The sequence below is a fragment of the Gallaecimonas pentaromativorans genome, from assembly GCF_003751625.1.
Classification (GTDB): Bacteria; Pseudomonadota; Gammaproteobacteria; order Enterobacterales; family Gallaecimonadaceae; genus Gallaecimonas; species Gallaecimonas pentaromativorans.
The window spans coordinates 180643-196457 of record NZ_RJUL01000005.1 but is presented as its reverse complement, the minus strand read 5'-3'; the positions used below and the strand labels follow the sequence as shown (position 1 = coordinate 196457).

The 15815-nt window shown below is 60.4% G+C and carries 20 protein-coding genes; 3 read left to right on the top strand and 17 right to left on the bottom strand.

The features are described from left to right. Position 1: 1 nt before the first annotated feature. From EDC28_RS10825 to flgB, 9 genes are read right to left on the bottom strand one after another with little or no spacing between them, the layout of a single operon-like run. Positions 2-421, bottom strand: a complete 420-nt coding sequence (locus EDC28_RS10825) for a rod-binding protein (RefSeq protein WP_170164099.1) — start codon at positions 419-421, stop codon at positions 2-4. Between the two features lie 11 nt (positions 422-432). Beyond that, positions 433-1551: a flagellar basal body P-ring protein FlgI gene (locus tag EDC28_RS10820; RefSeq protein ID WP_050658430.1), complete on the bottom strand. Its 1119-nt coding sequence runs from the start codon at positions 1549-1551 to the stop codon at positions 433-435. A gap of 13 nt (positions 1552-1564) precedes the next feature. Beyond that, positions 1565-2230: a flagellar basal body L-ring protein FlgH gene (flgH, locus tag EDC28_RS10815; protein ID WP_050658429.1), complete on the bottom strand. Its 666-nt coding sequence runs from the start codon at positions 2228-2230 to the stop codon at positions 1565-1567. An 11-nt stretch (positions 2231-2241) separates the two neighbouring features. Next, entirely contained in the window at positions 2242-3027 is a 786-nt protein-coding gene (gene flgG, locus EDC28_RS10810) for a flagellar basal-body rod protein FlgG (protein WP_050658428.1), read from the bottom strand. Positions 3028-3046: 19 nt separating this feature from the next. Continuing rightward, entirely contained in the window at positions 3047-3775 is a 729-nt protein-coding gene (gene flgF / locus EDC28_RS10805; protein WP_123421608.1) for a flagellar basal-body rod protein FlgF, read from the bottom strand. Positions 3776-3785: 10 nt separating this feature from the next. After that, positions 3786-4976, bottom strand: coding sequence for a flagellar hook protein FlgE (gene flgE, locus EDC28_RS10800; protein ID WP_123421607.1), 1191 nt, complete (start codon positions 4974-4976; stop codon positions 3786-3788). After that, positions 4973-5635, bottom strand: a complete 663-nt coding sequence (locus EDC28_RS10795; protein ID WP_123421606.1) for a flagellar hook assembly protein FlgD — start codon at positions 5633-5635, stop codon at positions 4973-4975. Before EDC28_RS10795 ends, flgE begins: the two co-directional genes overlap by 4 nt. Positions 5636-5644: 9 nt before the next feature. After that, positions 5645-6082 carry a flagellar basal body rod protein FlgC gene (gene flgC, locus EDC28_RS10790; protein ID WP_123421605.1) on the bottom strand — a complete coding sequence of 146 codons (438 nt, stop codon included), beginning with the start codon at positions 6080-6082 and terminating at the stop codon, positions 5645-5647. A gap of 1 nt (position 6083) precedes the next feature. Further along, positions 6084-6464 carry a flagellar basal body rod protein FlgB gene (gene flgB, locus EDC28_RS10785; protein ID WP_050658423.1) on the bottom strand — a complete coding sequence of 127 codons (381 nt, stop codon included), beginning with the start codon at positions 6462-6464 and terminating at the stop codon, positions 6084-6086. 196 nt (positions 6465-6660) lie between these two features. On the opposite strand from flgB, the gene flgA reads away from it, so the two are divergent. Genes flgA through flgN form a run of 3 tightly spaced genes read left to right on the top strand, consistent with a single transcriptional unit; the run spans position 6661 to position 8041 of the window. After that, positions 6661-7296 (top strand): flagellar basal body P-ring formation chaperone FlgA, encoded by a 636-nt coding sequence (gene flgA / locus EDC28_RS10780; RefSeq protein ID WP_170164098.1) that lies wholly within the window; start codon positions 6661-6663, stop codon positions 7294-7296. Positions 7297-7355: 59 nt separating this feature from the next. Further along, positions 7356-7616, top strand: a complete 261-nt coding sequence (locus EDC28_RS10775; protein ID WP_050658421.1) for a flagellar biosynthesis anti-sigma factor FlgM — start codon at positions 7356-7358, stop codon at positions 7614-7616. After that, positions 7613-8041, top strand: a complete 429-nt coding sequence (flgN, locus tag EDC28_RS10770; protein ID WP_050658420.1) for a flagellar protein FlgN — start codon at positions 7613-7615, stop codon at positions 8039-8041. Before EDC28_RS10775 ends, flgN begins: the two co-directional genes overlap by 4 nt. Here the strand turns inward: flgN and EDC28_RS10765 are convergent. From EDC28_RS10765 to EDC28_RS10730, 8 genes are read right to left on the bottom strand one after another with little or no spacing between them, the layout of a single operon-like run. Next, complete coding sequence (locus EDC28_RS10765; protein ID WP_123421603.1) at positions 8001-8420, bottom strand: flagellar FliJ family protein; 420 nt, start codon at positions 8418-8420, stop codon at positions 8001-8003. The two genes, flgN and EDC28_RS10765, sit on opposite strands and share 41 nt — an antisense overlap. After that, positions 8420-9736 carry a FliI/YscN family ATPase gene (locus EDC28_RS10760; RefSeq protein ID WP_123421602.1) on the bottom strand — a complete coding sequence of 439 codons (1317 nt, stop codon included), beginning with the start codon at positions 9734-9736 and terminating at the stop codon, positions 8420-8422. The genes EDC28_RS10765 and EDC28_RS10760 overlap by 1 nt, the downstream gene beginning before the upstream one ends. Next, positions 9733-10392 (bottom strand): FliH/SctL family protein, encoded by a 660-nt coding sequence (locus EDC28_RS10755; RefSeq protein WP_123421601.1) that lies wholly within the window; start codon positions 10390-10392, stop codon positions 9733-9735. Before EDC28_RS10755 ends, EDC28_RS10760 begins: the two co-directional genes overlap by 4 nt. A 2-nt stretch (positions 10393-10394) precedes the next feature. Then, positions 10395-11390, bottom strand: a complete 996-nt coding sequence (locus EDC28_RS10750) for a FliG C-terminal domain-containing protein (protein WP_269750680.1) — start codon at positions 11388-11390, stop codon at positions 10395-10397. Then, positions 11377-13059: a flagellar basal-body MS-ring/collar protein FliF gene (fliF, locus tag EDC28_RS10745; protein WP_083445806.1), complete on the bottom strand. Its 1683-nt coding sequence runs from the start codon at positions 13057-13059 to the stop codon at positions 11377-11379. Before fliF ends, EDC28_RS10750 begins: the two co-directional genes overlap by 14 nt. A gap of 11 nt (positions 13060-13070) precedes the next feature. Beyond that, positions 13071-13403 carry a flagellar hook-basal body complex protein FliE gene (gene fliE / locus EDC28_RS10740; protein ID WP_123421600.1) on the bottom strand — a complete coding sequence of 111 codons (333 nt, stop codon included), beginning with the start codon at positions 13401-13403 and terminating at the stop codon, positions 13071-13073. Between the two features lie 9 nt (positions 13404-13412). Continuing rightward, complete coding sequence (locus EDC28_RS10735) at positions 13413-14729, bottom strand: sigma-54-dependent transcriptional regulator (RefSeq protein ID WP_336391528.1); 1317 nt, start codon at positions 14727-14729, stop codon at positions 13413-13415. Further along, entirely contained in the window at positions 14729-15490 is a 762-nt protein-coding gene (locus tag EDC28_RS10730; protein WP_170164097.1) for a MotY family protein, read from the bottom strand. The genes EDC28_RS10735 and EDC28_RS10730 overlap by 1 nt, the downstream gene beginning before the upstream one ends. Positions 15491-15815 lie beyond the last annotated feature (325 nt).

Here is a 15815-nt window from a genome sequence, read left to right as displayed (position 1 = left end):
ATCAGTTACCGTCACCCGTGCGGATCAGTGGCTGGCGAAGTGCCGCCGTGCTTATAGAACCAGAAGCGACGCTGGCCTCGGAATTCTTTAACGCCGCCGTTACCTCGCTGGCGTTATCGGTGACCTTGCCCCCCAGTTGGCGGGTCATGGCATCAGCAATGCCGATATGGGCCTTGTGGGACATATCCAGCGCCATCTGGCTGTCGGCCATGGACTGGTAAAACTGCTGCTGGCGGCTGTTAAAGAGGCTGTCTTCGTCGGCCAGGGCCTGGTTGGCCTGGCGCATTTCCTTTAACACCATTTGCAGGAACATGGCTTCAAATTCGCCGGAGGCCGCTTCCAGCCCTTCCTTCCCCTTGAGGTTTCGAAGGCTGGTGGTGTCCTGGTAGAAATGGCTGTCGGTTGCGTTGATGCTGTTCATGGTCATATTCCTCAGATCACCACCAGGTCGCCTTCCAGGGCACCGGCTTCATCCAGGGCCTGGAGGATGGACATGATATCGCCAGGAGAGGCCCCCAGGCTGTTGACGGCCTGCACTATGGTTTCCAGGGAGGTACCGTCAGGCCAGACAAACATGGCCGGGTGCTCCTGATCCACATTGACCTTGGAATCGGGGGTCACCACGGTACGGCCTGGGTTATTGGAACGGAAGCCGCCGCCATTGGGCTGGGAGACGTTGTAGTCTTCGGTGATGGTCACGGTCAGGCTGCCATGGGTCACGGCGGCCTTGTGTACTTTCACGTCCTGGCCCATTACCACGGTGCCGGTGCGGCTGTTAAACACCACCCTCGGGCGCTGGCGGCCCATGTCGACGCGAATGTCCTGGAGCATGGACATAAACACCACCCGCTGTTCGTTATCCACCGGCGCTTGCACCAACACCCGGCCAGCATTCTGGGCCGCCGCCACCTTGGGGCCGAACACCTTGTTGATGGCCAGCTCCACGTTACGGGCGGTCTTGAAATTGGGCACTTTGAGGTTCAGCACCACCTGCGGTTTGGCGTGCGCCGCCACGGGCACTTCCCGCTCGATGGTGGCGCCGTTGGGAATAAGCCCTACGGTAGGAATGTTAACGGTTACCGAGGAGCCGTCATTGCCGCTGGCATTAACGCCGCCCACCACCAGGTTGCCCTGGGCGACGGCATAAATCTCACCGTCCACGCCGCGCAGCGGGGTCATCAGCAAAGAGCCGCCCAGCAAGCTTTTGGCATCACCGATAGACGACACCGTTACATCCACGGTCTGGCCACGGCCAGCCACGCTGGAGAGGTTGGCATGCACCGCCACCGCCGCCACGTTTTTCAGCTTCGGGTCGATATTGGCCGGCAACTGCACCCCAAACTGCTTGAGCATGTTGGTCATGGACTGGCTGGTAAATTTCACCTGGTTGCGATCGCCGGTACCAGACAGGCCCACCACCAAGCCGTAGCCCACCAGTTGGTTTTCCCGAAGGCCCTGAACATCGGCGATGTCCAGCAGCGGCCGGGTTTGAGTTTGAGCCTGAGCGGTCAGGGTCAGCAGGCACAGCAGCCCACACAGCAAACGAGACATGGGTCAGCTCCAGTTAAAAGGGAAACAGCGGGCTCTGGAAGAAACGGGTCAACCAGCCGGGCTGGTTGCTCTCGGCCAGAGAGCCGCGCCCGGCGTAGGCGATTTGGGCATTGGCCACCCGCTGCGAAGAGATGCGGTTTTTGTCGTCAATGTCATCGACCCGCACTAAACCGCGAAGGCGCAAGAACTCGTCGCCCTGGTTGAGCTTGATCCACTTCTCGCCCCGCACCGCCAGCACACCGTTGGCCATCACTTTGGCCACGGTCACGGTGATATAGCCGGTCAGAGAGTTTTGCTGGCTGGCACTGGCGCCACCGGCAAAGTTGCGGTTGGCATCCACAGAAGCGCTGGCGTCGTTAAGGGTCTTGTTGCCAAACACCGGTGCGGCAATGCCGATACCGGATTTCTTATCAAGGCTGGTATCGGCCTTCTTGGAGGACTGGGTTTGCTCGTCCAGCACGATGGTGAGGATGTCCCCCACCCGGTAGGCGCGCCGGTCCTGGAACAGGGTAAACATCTGCGCCTGGGAATAGAGGCTGCCGTCTTCCCCCGGTTCGGCATGGTTTTCCACCAGGGTCGGTGCCCACTCGGATTCCCCCGGCTCGGGCACGGCAATGTCGTAATGGGCACTCTGGCAACCGGCCAGAGTCAGCATGAATAAAACCGCCAGAGCGCGCATTGGACTTCCCCTTACACAGATTGACTGATGAACTTGAGCATCTGATCGGTGGACGACACCACCTTGGCGTTCATCTCGTAGGCCCGTTGGGTAGCGATCATGTTGACCATCTCTTCCACCACCGAGACGTTGGAGCCTTCCAGGGTCTTTTGCTTGATGGCGCCAAGGGCTTCATCACCAGGTACCCCTTCCTGGGGCTGGCCGGAGGCGGCGGTTTCCCGGTACAGGTTGCCGCCCATGGCTTCAAGGCCTGCAGGGTTGGTGAAGTTAACGGTGGTGATTTGACCAAGCTCCTGGGGCTGGGCGTCACCAGCCACTTGGGCGGTAACGGTGCCGTCGGTACCCACGGAGATAGCCAGGGCGTTTTCGGGAATTTGGATTTGCGGCACCAGCGGCAGGCCGTCGCTGTTGACCATCAGCCCGTCACTGTTGCGGTTGAACTGGCCGTTGCGGGTATAGGCAATCTCGCCGGACGGCATTTCAATCTGGAAGAACCCTTCGCCAACGATGGCCATATCCAGATCCTGGCCGGTGGTTTCGAAGTTACCTTCGGTAAACACCTTCTGGGTGCCGACAATGCGCACCCCGTTACCCACTTGGATACCGGTAGGCAGCTGGTTTTGCTGGTCCTGCTGGGCACCGGGCTGGCGCTCAAGCTGGTAGAACAAGTCTTCAAAGGCAACCCGGTCACGTTTAAAACCGACGGTGTTCACGTTGGCCAGGTTGTTGGAAATGGTGGCCATTTTGGCATCTTGCGCGGCAAGACCGGTTTTGGCGACCCACAGAGCTGCTTGCATCTTTTATTCTCCTTTGCCCTTAAGAGCCGCGAATTAGGCGGCTGCCGGCGGAAGACAATTCATCGGCGGTTTTCATCATCCGGATCTGCACCTCGAAGGTGCGCGACAGCGACAGGGTGTTCACCATCTCGTCCACGGCGTTGACGTTGGAACGCTCTAGGTGCCCGGACTCCACCACCACGTTGGGGTCGGCGGCAGCGGCGCCGCCTTGCTGGCGAAAAAGGCCGTCTTCACCCTTATCCATACCGCTGATGGGCGGGTTGACCAATTTGAGCTGGCCCACCTGCAAGGTGGCGTTGCCCCCTACCGGCACCACGGTGATGGTGCCGTCTTGGCCCACGGTGATAGAGCGGTAGTCAGGCACTTGGATGGGGCCGTCGACCCCGGTTACCTCATGGCCGTCAGAAAGCAGCCGGCCGTCGGCATCCACGTTCAAGTTGCCAGCGCGGGTGTAGGCCTCATTGCCGTTGGCATCCAGTACCGACAAAAAGCCGCTACCACGGATAGCCACGTCCAAAGAGCGGCCGGTTTCTTCCATGGCACCGGGGGTAAAGTCGGTGGTGGGGCGCTGCTCCTGGGCCAGTACCTGCGAGGCAAACCCGGCTCCCTGCACCTGGTAGGCCGACACCGACTCCATGTCGGCCCGAAAGCCGGTGGTGGCAGCGTTGGCCAGGTTGTTGGCGTGGATCCGCTGAGCCGTCAGAGTGTGCAGGGCACCGCCCATCGCCGTGTAGAGGTAACGTTCCATGGCTCAATCCTTACCAGGAGCTAAACAGCACCTGAGTCATCTTGTCGGCGGTGCTGATGCTCTTGGCGTTGGCTTGGTAGTTACGCTGAGCGGTCATCAGGTTCACCAGTTCACCGGTCAAATCGACGTTGGAGCCTTCATAGGCGCCGGCAGTCAGGCTGCCCATGCCGCCAGTACCAGGGTTACCCAGGGTGGCGTTGCCGGAGGCAAAAGTGGAGGTCCAGGAGGTGCTGTCACCCTTATCCAGGCCATTGGGGTTGGCAAAGTTGGCCAGTACCACCTGCCCTTGCAGCAAATCTTTACCGTTGGTGAATACCGCGTACAGCGAGCCGTCGTCATCTACCCGCACCCCAGCCAGCTCACCGGAGCTGTAACCGTCGGCGTCATAGCTGGCGCTAAAATCGGCGGCGTACTGGGTGGTGCCGGTGTAATCCATGGTCACGGTCATCGGGTCGGCACCGGCCGGGGCCATGGTCAGGGTCACGGGGGTAGCCGGGGCAGCCAAGGTACCGTCGGTGTTAAAGCTCAGGGCCTGGGTAGCGGGGGTGCCCATGGCGGCGCCGTCCATGTAGTAATGGCTGGTCCAGTTGTTGGCGCTGTCTTTAACGAAATACTGGGTCACGGTGTGCTCGGTACCCAGGGAGTCGTACACCCGGCTGGTGTAGGAGTAGTTAAAGGAGTTGGCGTCGGTAGGGTCGAAAGTGGGGTTGGTAGGCACAGCGGCGTCAGCGCGCATATTGGCCTTGAACGCCACCGAGGTGCTGGCTTTGGCCGGCAGGTTGGAGGCGGAGACTTTCAGATCGGTTACGACACCGGTGGCCAGCGCGCCGTTGGCATCCACGCTGTAGCCTTGCAGTTTGTCGCCGCCGGCACTGACAATGAAGTTGTTGGCGTCCTTGTTAAAGGTACCGGCGCGGGTATAGGCCATTTGGCCCATGGCGTTTTTGGTGACGAAAAAGCCCTGGCCGGAGATGGCCATGTCCAGGTTACGGCCGGTGAACTCCTTGGAGCCATCCTTGCTGAAATCCTGGGATACCTGGGCGATTTCCACGCCGCCTGCTTCACCACCGGCGTAAAGCGCGGCGTATTCGGCACGGGCCGCCTTGAAACCGGCGGTAGACACGTTGGCAATGTTCTGGGAAATAACGTCCAGCGCCTGGTTAGTGGAACGCAGGCCGCTCAGGCCAATGTTGTAACTCATGAGGGTTCTCCAAGAAATTCACTGACACTGAACAGAGACAGGCTGCCCACTCCGGCGACCTGCAGTTGGATATCGCTGCCGTCGGCAGGAATGCTGACCTTCTCAACCTGGCGGTTGAGATAAGGGGTGTAGTTTTGGGTGGTATCGCCGTTGGCAGCCACCACTTCGAGCTTGTAAACACCGGCCGGCAGCTCATCGAGATTGAACGCTACGTCACCGGCAGCCTGGGTACCCAGAGATTGGGTCTGCACCACCTGGCCGTTAATGTCGGTTACCTTGACCGTCACCGACTGGGCACTCTCACTGAGGCGCACCTTGCCTTGCAGGCTCTCGGCTTTATCCAGGCTGATGTTCTCAACCGGTACGCTCACTTCCTTACCCACCAGTTGGGCGCTTTGCAGCACTTGCTGGGTATCGAGCAGGGTATTGCCCTGGCTTTGCAGGGTATTGAGGTTCTGGATACCTTCCACCGTGGACAGCTGCGCCAGCTGTGACAGGTACTGGGTACCGTCCATGGGGTTCAACGGGTCTTGGTTATTGATCTGGGCCACCATCAGCTGCAGGAATTCGTCCTGCAGGCCAGCGGCACTGTTGCTGGCGATGGCGTTACTGGCGCTACCGCTGTTGCTGGCGCTGCCGTCTACCTGGGATACGCTCATTGGGGGTCCTTATGACTGGCCCAGACGCAGCAAGGATTGCTGCATGCTGTTGGTACGGGTGATCACATCAGCGGCGCTTTGGAAGGTACGGGAGGCAGACATCATGTCGGCCATCTCTTCCACCACGTTGACGTTGCTGTAATAAACAAAGCCCTTGCCGTCGGCGATGGGGTTGTTGGGCTCATAGCGGCGGTCAACATTGCGGTCAGACTGCACCAGGTCGGCTACCCGCACCGTGGCGTTGCCGAGCATCGGGCCGGTTTGGCCGCCGCTCACGTCCATGCTTTGATAGAGGGTGGCAAACACCGGCTTTAGGGCGTGGTAGGCCTTCTGCTCGGAGCCGGCCACGCTGTCGGCGTTGGCCAGGTTGGAGGCCACGGTGTTCAGGCGAACCGTCTGGGCGCGCATGGCGCTACCGGCTATCTCGTAGATGCTGTTAAAGGCCACGTTACTGTCCCTCTATCGCTTTGCGGATACCGCCAAGGGTAAGATTCAAAAAGGTCAGGCTGGTCTGAAAGTCCATGGCGTTGGAGGCAAACTGGGTTTGCTCCACCCCAAGTTCAGAGGTATTGCCGTCTTCGGAAGGCTGCATGGGCACCCGGTAGCGCAGGTCGCTGGAGAAATCCGCGTCCGGCAGACGGTCTTGGCTGCTCATGTTGGCTACACCGCTGGCCACGTCCTTGAGGGCGGTTTTGAAGTCGTAGTCCCGGGCCAGATAGCCGGGGGTGTCGACGTTGGCCAGGTTACCGGCGATAACCCGGGACCTTTCCACCTGCATGGCCAGGGCGTATTGATGTACCCCCAAGGCTTTGTCCACACTAATGCCCATAATTGGCAACTCTTCCTCAATGTCGATACGATCTGACAAACAAGGCTTGTGCCAACTTTAAAGACAAGCAAAAACAATGAATTACAAACAACACACTGTCAAAAGGAAGGCCAGGCGGAAGCAAAAACTTCCGCCATGGAAGGCCACCCTTCCTCTTTTTCTGCTCACCCTGCCGGTTTTGAGCTGGGCAGGGGATTTGAGCCAAGCGCTTCGCAGCGACGCCCGGGCCCGCTTGGCCAGTTATGCCCGCCAAGCCGCCTGGCCGCGCGATTACAAGGTCAGAACCAGCGCCTGGCTGCCAGCCAGCGCCAAGGAGCTGCCCCCTTGCGAAACGGGCTTTGCCTTTGCGCCCAGCAATGCCAACGACAAGCCCTGGGGCCGCATTCCCTACGATGTCAGTTGCCAGTCACCCCAGTGGCAATTGCGGGCCAGGGTGGAGGTCACCGTCACCTTGTCGGTATGGACAGCGCGGCGCAGCGTACGCCGCGGCGACAACCTCAGCCAGGGGGATCTGGTGCGCCGGCCTGTGGTGCTGGATGATATCTACGGCGGTTTTATCACCGACGCCAACCAGCTACTGGGCTATGAGGCCCGGCGTAACCTGCGCTCAGGCCAGGTGTTGGCGGCCAACATGGTGGCGCCGCCCATGCTGGTGCGTAAGGGCGAGGATGTGGTGATCCGGGTGCGGGTCAAGGGGGTGACGGCCAGCATGAAGGGCCAGGCCCTTAGCGACGGCGGCAAAGGCGACAGCATTCGGGTGCGTAACTTGTCGTCAGGCAAGGAGCTAAGCGCCTGGGTGGTAGAAAAAGGCGTGGTGGAAACGCGTTTTTAAAGTTTTTTTCCGCCCCGGTCGTTTACCCTTGTTACGGTAACTCACGCCATGGTGCGCTTATGAAAATCGACTCCAGTACCAACGTCTACAACCTGGCGCCCCGCGCTAAAAGCGAGGCCCCTGTGGCCAACACCAAGGCGGCGCCGGCCAAGAGCCAGGCCCCCGAGATAAACAACCAGGATCTGGCCGCCGTGATGCAGGGCAGCTCCGATGTGGACGTCAATAAAGTCAACGCCGTGCGCCAGGCCCTGGAAGCCGGCCAAATTCGCTTTGACGCCGACGGCCTGGCCGAATCTATCCTGGCAACCCATCAGCCATGAGCGCCAAAGAAGCTGTCCTGACCCTGCTGCAAGCCATCAAGGCTGACACCTTGGAATGTCAGGCACTTCAAGCTCTGCTGGTGCGCCAGGAAAAACTGTTGAGCCAGGCCGATGCGAAAGCGCTGGCCGCAATCAACACCGAGGTGATGGCAAGCCTTGCCCGCCTTGGCGAACATGCCCGTGAGCGCAGCGCCTTGCTACAAGGCTTGGGGGTCGACCCCAACGAGCAGGGCATGGCCAAGTTGATTGCCAAGCTGCCAACGCACATGGCTGACAAAGCCGCGCCCCTTTGGCAGCAACTTGGCAGCCAACTGGCCCACTGCAAGACCCTTAACGAGCGTAACGGCCAAATTCTGGCCAGCCAGCGTGAGCTATTGGGCGAGCTTAGCGGCCAGGGCCTCGTTGACTACGGCCACGGGCGCTGATCCACTCATCCAGTTGCTGCTGCTCGCGCCGCTCGTTCTGCCTTAGCACTTCCTTGTCCTTTTTCTGCTGTACCCCTTCCAGCCCCTTTACCTTGCCGAACTGGCGCAGCAGCATTTGCTGCTGGTAGTTCAAATCCAGTTGGGCCAGCTCCATCTCCTGGCGTTGGCTGGCCAGCAGTTCCCCCAACTGGCCACGAAGGGCCAGGCGGTTTTGGTGAAAAAGGGCGCTGTGGCTTTGTACCTGGCCCAGGCTCTGGTCGAACTCGCAAAGGATCTCAAAGCGCTGGCGATGCTGCTCGAGCTGCTGGCGGCTGTGGTTTTTCTGCTGGCCCAATTCGTCCAGAAGCGCCTGCTGGCGCTCTAAAAAGCGTTCAAACATCAGTTAAACACCTCTTTAAGGGCCGCCACGGCGCCGGCAAAATCGGCCGCTTGATGGGTATCTTGTTGCAAGAACGCAGCTATGGCCGGGTAGCGGCGCACCGACTCGTCCAGCTCCGGGTCCTGGCCCGGCTGATAGCCGCCAAGGGGCAACAGCTCCCGCACCTGCTGGTACCGAGAGAGCAGCCTTTTCAGGCGCAGCGCCCATTGGCGGTGCTCGCCATCGGTAACCTGCTGCATTACCCGGGAGATGGAGGCGTTGATGTCGATAGCCGGGTAGTGGCCGGCTTCGGCCAGGCTTCGGCTCAGCACGATATGGCCATCGAGGATGGCCCGGGCGGCGTCGCTGACCGGATCTTGCTGGTCGTCCCCTTCCGAGAGCACCGTATAAAAGGCTGACAAGGAGCCGTTGCCGCTGCCGTTACCGGCCCGCTCGGCCAGCCGAGTCAGCGCCGCAAACACCGACGGCGGATAACCACGGGTTGCCGGCGGCTCACCAATGGCAAGGGCCAGCTCACGCTGGGCCTGGGCGTAGCGGGTGAACGAGTCCATCAGCAGCAGCACGTCCTGGCCCTGGTCGCGATAATACTCGGCCAGGCGATGGCACACTTCTGCCGCGCGCAGGCGAAGGAGCGGCGATTGGTCGGCCGGCGCAGCAATGACTACCGCCCGGCTAAGGCCTTCGGGGCCCAGCGCGTCTTCAATGAATTCGCGTACTTCCCTGCCCCGCTCGCCGATAAGGCCAACGATCACCACCTGGGCCTGGGTGTAGCGGGTCATCATCCCCATCAGCACGCTTTTACCGACCCCGGGGCCGGCAAAAATGCCAAGGCGCTGGCCTTTACCAGGGGTCAACAAGGCGTTAAGGGCGCGCACCCCCACATCCAATGGCGCTTTGATGGGGGCACGAACGAGGGGGTTAAGGGGCTGGCTGTGAAGGCTAATAAGCTCGCCGGCCGGCGGCGGGCCGCCGTCTAAGGGCTGCATCATGCCGTCCAGCACTCGGCCCAGCAGCGCCGGGCCTACCGGCAGGCGCCACTCGTCTTCCAAAGGGCGCACGCTGGCACCGGAATAGAGCCCGGAGACGGTACGATAGGGCATTAAAAAGGCGGTTTCTCTGTCAAACCCCACCACTTCGGCCAGCACCGGGCCAGAGCCTTTGGTGTCTACCAGGCAGCGCTGGCCTATCACCAGCCGGCAGCCCACCACCTCTAAGGTGAGGCCGGTCACCCGAACCAGGCGGCCGGCCACATCCCCAAGCTCTACCTCACCGAGCTTGCCGGCGGCCCGGCTGAGACGCTCGGAAAGGGCTGTCACTGCTCGCTCTCCAACTCGCCGCGCACCTGCTCCATGCAATTTTGCAGGCGATCTTCGCTGTGAATAACCAGCTGTTGCTGGTCGCTCTCCAGGCGGCAATCGCCGATGGCCAGGGCGCTGTCGGCCAGCAACGGATAGTCGCCGCAGCGGTTGACCCCAACCTTGGCCAGGCGCTGGTGGTCATCACTGCTCAAGTACACCTTGATAGGCCCTTTGGTGCTATCAAGGCGCCCCACCGCTTCTTCCACCAGGGTCAGGATTTGCCGGGGGTTGAGGCTGAGCTCGGCGTGAATAACCCGTCTTGCCACCTGCTCCACCAGGGCGCAGAGGCTGTCGGTGTTATCGGCCAGCTGCTGCTGACGCGCTGCTTCCAGTTGCTGCTGCACCGCCATCAGCGGCGACAAGGCCGCTTCAAAGGTGGCGCGGCCGCTGGCTTCGCCTTTGGCGTTGCCGTCTTTAAAACCTTCGCTAAAGCCCTGCTCCTGGCCCTGGCGGCGGCCATCGTCCAGGCCTTGGTGCAGGCCCTTTTCCTGGCCTTGCACAAAGCCGTCGTCATAGCCCTGCTGGAAGGGGTCGGTCTGGCCGCTTTCCTTGGCGTTAAGGGACGACAGGGAAATAAAGCGATGGCGCCGGTAGTTTCCTCTGAGCTTTTCCATGGTCAGGCTACCGTTTTTTCTTCAAACAGCTGGTAGTTAAGCTGCTGCTGTTCGTGCAGGGTGCGCACCAGCTGCATGATCTCGCTGCGCGCCTGGTTGGCACGGCTGAGCGGCACCTGGCCCATGGCCAGTTGGGCATCTTCGAGACCTTGGGCCATCCGTTTGGGCAGCGCCGCCAACAGGGCGTCGCGCACTTCCGGCTCGGCGCCTTTGAGGGCCAATGCCAAAGTTTCGGTGGGGATCTCTTGCACCAGCGCCTGCAATACTTCGTCGGACTGGCGAGCCAAGGTCATGAAGTCGTACATGTTGTCAGCCACCATACCGGCGGTGTCGGTGTCATGAAGCTTGAGCATGTCCATCAAGGCAGCGCGGTCGCCCTGGTAGCGGTTGAGGATGTCAGCCGCTTGGCGGATACCGTCCACCTTGGCGGTGGACTGCTCGGAGACAAAGGCCAGGCAGCGGCCCAGGGTAACCCGCAGCTCGTCCAGCACCTGGTCGGACACTTCCTTGAGGTTGGCGACCCGGAACAGGATGTCGTCGTGCATGTTTTCCGGCAATGCGGCCAGCACCGCCGAAGCGTTTTCCGGCGGCAAGAAGGCCAGTAGCACCGCTTGCAGCTGCGGGTGCTCGTTGCGGAAGAACCGGGCCAGGGTGTCGGCCGGCACCCACTGCAGGGCCATCATTTCCTGGCGCAGAGCGTCGCCATAGATGCTATCGACCATGCCTCTGGCCAGGCGTTTACCCAGGGCCAGGTCCAGGGTGCGCTCAAGGTAGTGACGCGAGGCACTGCTGATACCGCTGTGCTCACGGTAGTGGTCGAAAAAGTGCTGCATCACATCCTTGGCTTCCTGGGTGGACACCCCACGCAGCTTGGCCATGCGCATGGACACGGCGGTCACTTCGTCGCGGCTCATCCGGGCCATCACCTTGGCGGCGTTGGCTTCACCCATGGACAGCAGCAGGATGGCTGCCTTATCGAGATCGTTACGCTGGCTCATGATGCTGCTCATTGTTGCTCACCCATTGTTTGACCACTTCGGCTACCCGCACGGTTTCCTTGTCTACCAAAAGCTGCAGGTGTTTAAGCTGGACATCCCACTCGGAGCCGGGCGGCGGCAAGGTTGCCAGCATCGCGTTTTCGTCATCCTCTTCAAGCTCGCCTTGGCGGCTCTCGGCCTGGGCTGCTTGCTCGGCAAGGGCCAGGGCTTCGGCGGTGGCAGCAGATTTATCGACGCTCGCCTGGGGCCTGACCAAATGGCGCACCAAAGGTCGCACCCCAAACAGCACCAGCAGCAGCACCATCAAGCCGCCCACTGCGTAGCGGATGTAATCCTGCCACATGGGGTCTTGCCACCATTTAAGCTCGGGCATCTGGATGGGCGCCGGCGCCGGGGCAAAGCTGAAGCTGTTGAGGCTGAACTGGTCGCCACGTTTATCATCAAAACCGACGGCGGTTTTCACCATCTGGGTGAGCTTGTCGAGGTCGCTTTGGGTCCAGCCGCCTTCGGGGGCCTTGGCGCTGTTGAGCAGCACCGACACCGACAGGTGGCTCAGGCGGCCTTCGGCATATTTGGTGTGGGTCACGGCGCGGCCGGTCTCGAAGGTACGGCTGGTTTCTTCGCGCTGGCTCACCGCTTTTTGCGGATCGTTTTGGTTATTCTGGCCATTGGCCTGGTTGGCCGGCACCGGCGGCCTGTTGCTGAGGGCACCGGGAATACCCAAGGCAACCGAGTCGGTGGAGTTATCCTTTTTGGAGGTTTCGCGGGTCACCACCGGGTTGGCGTTCAAGTCTTCACGGGTTTCGTTGACCGAGGAGAAATCCACGTCGGCAGCCACTTCAACCCGGAAGTTGTCGCTGCCCAAGAGCGGTTGCAGCATGCTGCTGGCGCGCTGGGTCATGCGGTCTTCCAGTTTGCTGGTGTAATCCATCTGCTTGCCGGAAAGACGGGCCGGGTCGTTCATGTCACCGATACCGGCCGACAGCAGCTCGCCTTTTTGGTCTACCACCGACACCGCGCCGGTGCTCATGCCCGGCACCGAACCGGACACCAGGTTGATAATGGCTTCCACCTGGCTGGGGGTTAAGGGAGACGCCAGGTCCACCATCACCGCCGCGCTGGGCTTTTGCTCTTCACGGCCCACAAAGAGAGTACGCTTGGGCACCGCCAGGTGCACCCGGGCGCTACGCACTTGGTCGAGGGCAATAATAGTGCGGGCCAGCTCGCCTTCCAGGGCGTGCAGGTAACGGGCCGACTCCATGAACTGGCTGGTGCCGAGGGTGGACATGTTGTTCAGCTCGTCAAAACCGGCTGGCAGTGACGCCTTGACCCCTTTGGCGGCCAGGCGCATGCGCGCATCAGCCAGGCGGTCTTCCGGCACCAGCACGTTACCGCTGCTGCCGTCGAGGCGAAAATCGATGTTTTCCTTCTCGAGGGTGTCGATGATGGTGGCCTTGTCGTACAGCTCCTGTTTGCCGTAGAGCGGCACGTAGTGGCGGGTGCTGGTCCACAGCATTACCACGATGGCGGCGGCAACAATGGCAGCCAGCAGGGCAATCACCAGTACCGAGCGCGAGTCGCCGGACAGCCGGCGCCAGCGCCCGGCAATGGATTTAAACCCCGAGTTCAGGGTAAAGCCGCCAGGGGCGGCATTAATGAGTTCAGCCATGTCCCTCTTCCTTACAGCGGCATGCGCATGACGTCGTCAAAAGCCGACGCCAGCTTGTTGCGAACCTGCACCAGGGCCGAGAAGCTCAGGCCCGCCTTTTGGCTGGCCACCATGGCGCCAACCAAATCGTCGCTTTGCCCGGTTTCCACGGCGGTGATTAAGCTACCGGCGGTCTTCTGGTCAAAGTCCACCTTATTGACGGCGGCTTTCATGGCATCAACAAAGCTGCCTTGGGAGTCCGAGCCGATGTTCAGGCTGTTGGGGGCAATGCCGTCGGCTTCTGCGCTCATTTTACTGAGCTGTTGCAGCAGACTGGCCTGGGTACTGATGGTATCGATCTTCATGTTGTGTCCTTAGCCAGTGACGACAAGTTGGTTGATGTCGATGCCCTGCTCACGCATGGCAGCAAGCTTGTAACGAAGGGCCCGGGTGGTTACTCCTAAGGCGTTGGCGGTGCGTTGGCGGTGGCCGTTGAAGCGGCGCAGGGTATCCAGCACATGCTGGAACTCGGCGCATTTCTTGGAGGCCTGCAAGGAGGTAACCGGAATATCAAACACCGATTCCTGGGCCCGTGGCAGCATCAAGTCCTCAGGTTGGAGCATCAGGCCCCGGGCCAAAATAAGGGCGCGCTGGATGACGTTCTCCAGCTCCCGCACGTTGCCGGGCCAAGGGTGCGAAACCAGGCTGCGGGCCGCTTCAGGGTGCAGTTCAAAGGCGGTGCCTTCGCCGTACTTTTGCAAGAAGTACCGGGCCAGGGGCAGGATGTCGTCAGGCCGTTCCCGAAGCGCCGGCCAGCAAAGGGGCAGCACATCGAGGCGGTAGAAAAGGTCTTCACGAAAACGGCCCTTGGCCACTTCTTCGCGCAGATCTTTGTTGGAGGCGGCGATGATGCGAACGTTGAGCTTAACCTTCTGGTTGGAGCCGAGCTTTTCCAGCTCGCGCTCTTGCAATACCCGCAGCAGCTTGGCTTGCAAGTCCAGCGGCATCTCGGAAATTTCATCCAGCATCAAGGTGCCGCCGTTGGCCAGTTCGAATTTACCGGTTTGCGACTGTACCGCGCCGGTAAAAGCGCCCTTGGCATGGCCAAAAAGGGTGGACTCGAGCATGGTGTCGGGAATGGCTGCGCAGTTCACCGCCACATAGGGCTGGGCAGCGCGGGGCGATTGCTCGTGAATGTAACGAGCCAGGCATTCCTTGCCGGTGCCGGACTCGCCGCTGATAAGGATAGAGGCGCTGGTCTGGGCCGCTTTTTTGGCCAGCAGCAGCACCTGACGCCCGGCCTGGGAAGCTACCACCATGTTGGGGATGGGCTCGTGCAAATCCACCACATGGTCAATCATGCCCAGCAGCTGCTGGCGGGTGAAAGGCTTTAGCAGATAATCGATTGCGCCCTGGCGCATGGCATCGCTGGCCTTGGCGCTTTGGTTGCCCCTCACCAGCGCCACTACCGGGCTCTTGGGGTGGGAGCGGCGGATACGAGCCACAAACTCACTGATGGGCGTATCCAGATCCGCATCCACCAACACCAGCGCCGGGTTGCCCTGATGCAGGCAAACCAGCGCCGTGGCGCAATCCTCGGCCACCAGCAGCCGATAGCCGGCTTGTTTTATTTCTTGGTATACCGGATCTTCAGACCCTCGCGGATCTACAAGCAATATGGTCTTTTCCATCATCGTTTCCCTAACCGGTTCCTGATCACCCGGATGGTCACCCGCCGATTTTGCTCACGGGCCTGGGCAGTCTGATTGTTGGTGGATGGATAACGATCGCCATGGGCGCGGGTCTGGATAAGCTTTGCGGACATCCCGGCTTCAAGGAGGGCCGCTTTAACATCCGCGGCTCTTTCTCTGGCCAGTTGCAGGTTGGCAAGGTGGTCACCGGTATCATCGGTAAAAGCGTCCACCAACACTTTGTCTACGCCCTTATCAAGGGCCACGTAACGGCTCAGGCTACGAAGCTGCTGACGCTGCTCCAAAGTCAAAGCCCGTGCGCCAGAAGCATAAAACAGGGACATGTCCCTGGCCTGGCGGTAAGACATAGGGGCCAGCACGTCCAGGCAATGGCGAAAGGCGGTGGCCGCCTGCTGCCATTTAACACTGGGTAGCTCCACGATTTCTGCAGGAAAGGACACCTTGCCCCACAGTCCCTTGTCCATGGCTTCCAGCAGTGCTTTGCTTTCCGCTTCACCGAAGTTCAGCGGCAGCTTGCCTGTGGAGTCATAACGGGGACTTTGCAGCGGCGTAAGCCAAGGCGGGTTATGCCATGACAACGCGATGTCCTTGGTTGATGACAAATGAATACTGGGCTCCACCACCAGGGTAAGCGGTTCACCGGCATAACGGACAAAACGCACTTCACCAAAATTGGTGATGGGCAGTGCCAGGGTGCAAGCAAAATGATCCCCGGAAAATTGCCACGCAACGTTGTCCATTTGTGGCCTGAAGGTTTCAACCGCAGCAGCGGACGAAAAAGCCAAGCCACCCAGCATTAGCATTGCCAGAAATGATCTGTGCATTTCTTTCCTCAACCAGCAAAAAACAAGTGAAGCAGTGCCTAAAGCCCACTACCTGCAGCTTGATCACCCACCTGGGGGGGTCGAGGAAAGCTTGGTTCCAGTTGCAGCGTACATATCGATCGTGCCTACTCAAAGTTTTAAAATGAGTAGCTGGATAAGGAAATAGCGCTTGAAAATCAAATTCTTGCACTATTACGAGAAAGGATTGCCCGTTAGAACAGAGCGGCAACGTCATGTCTGC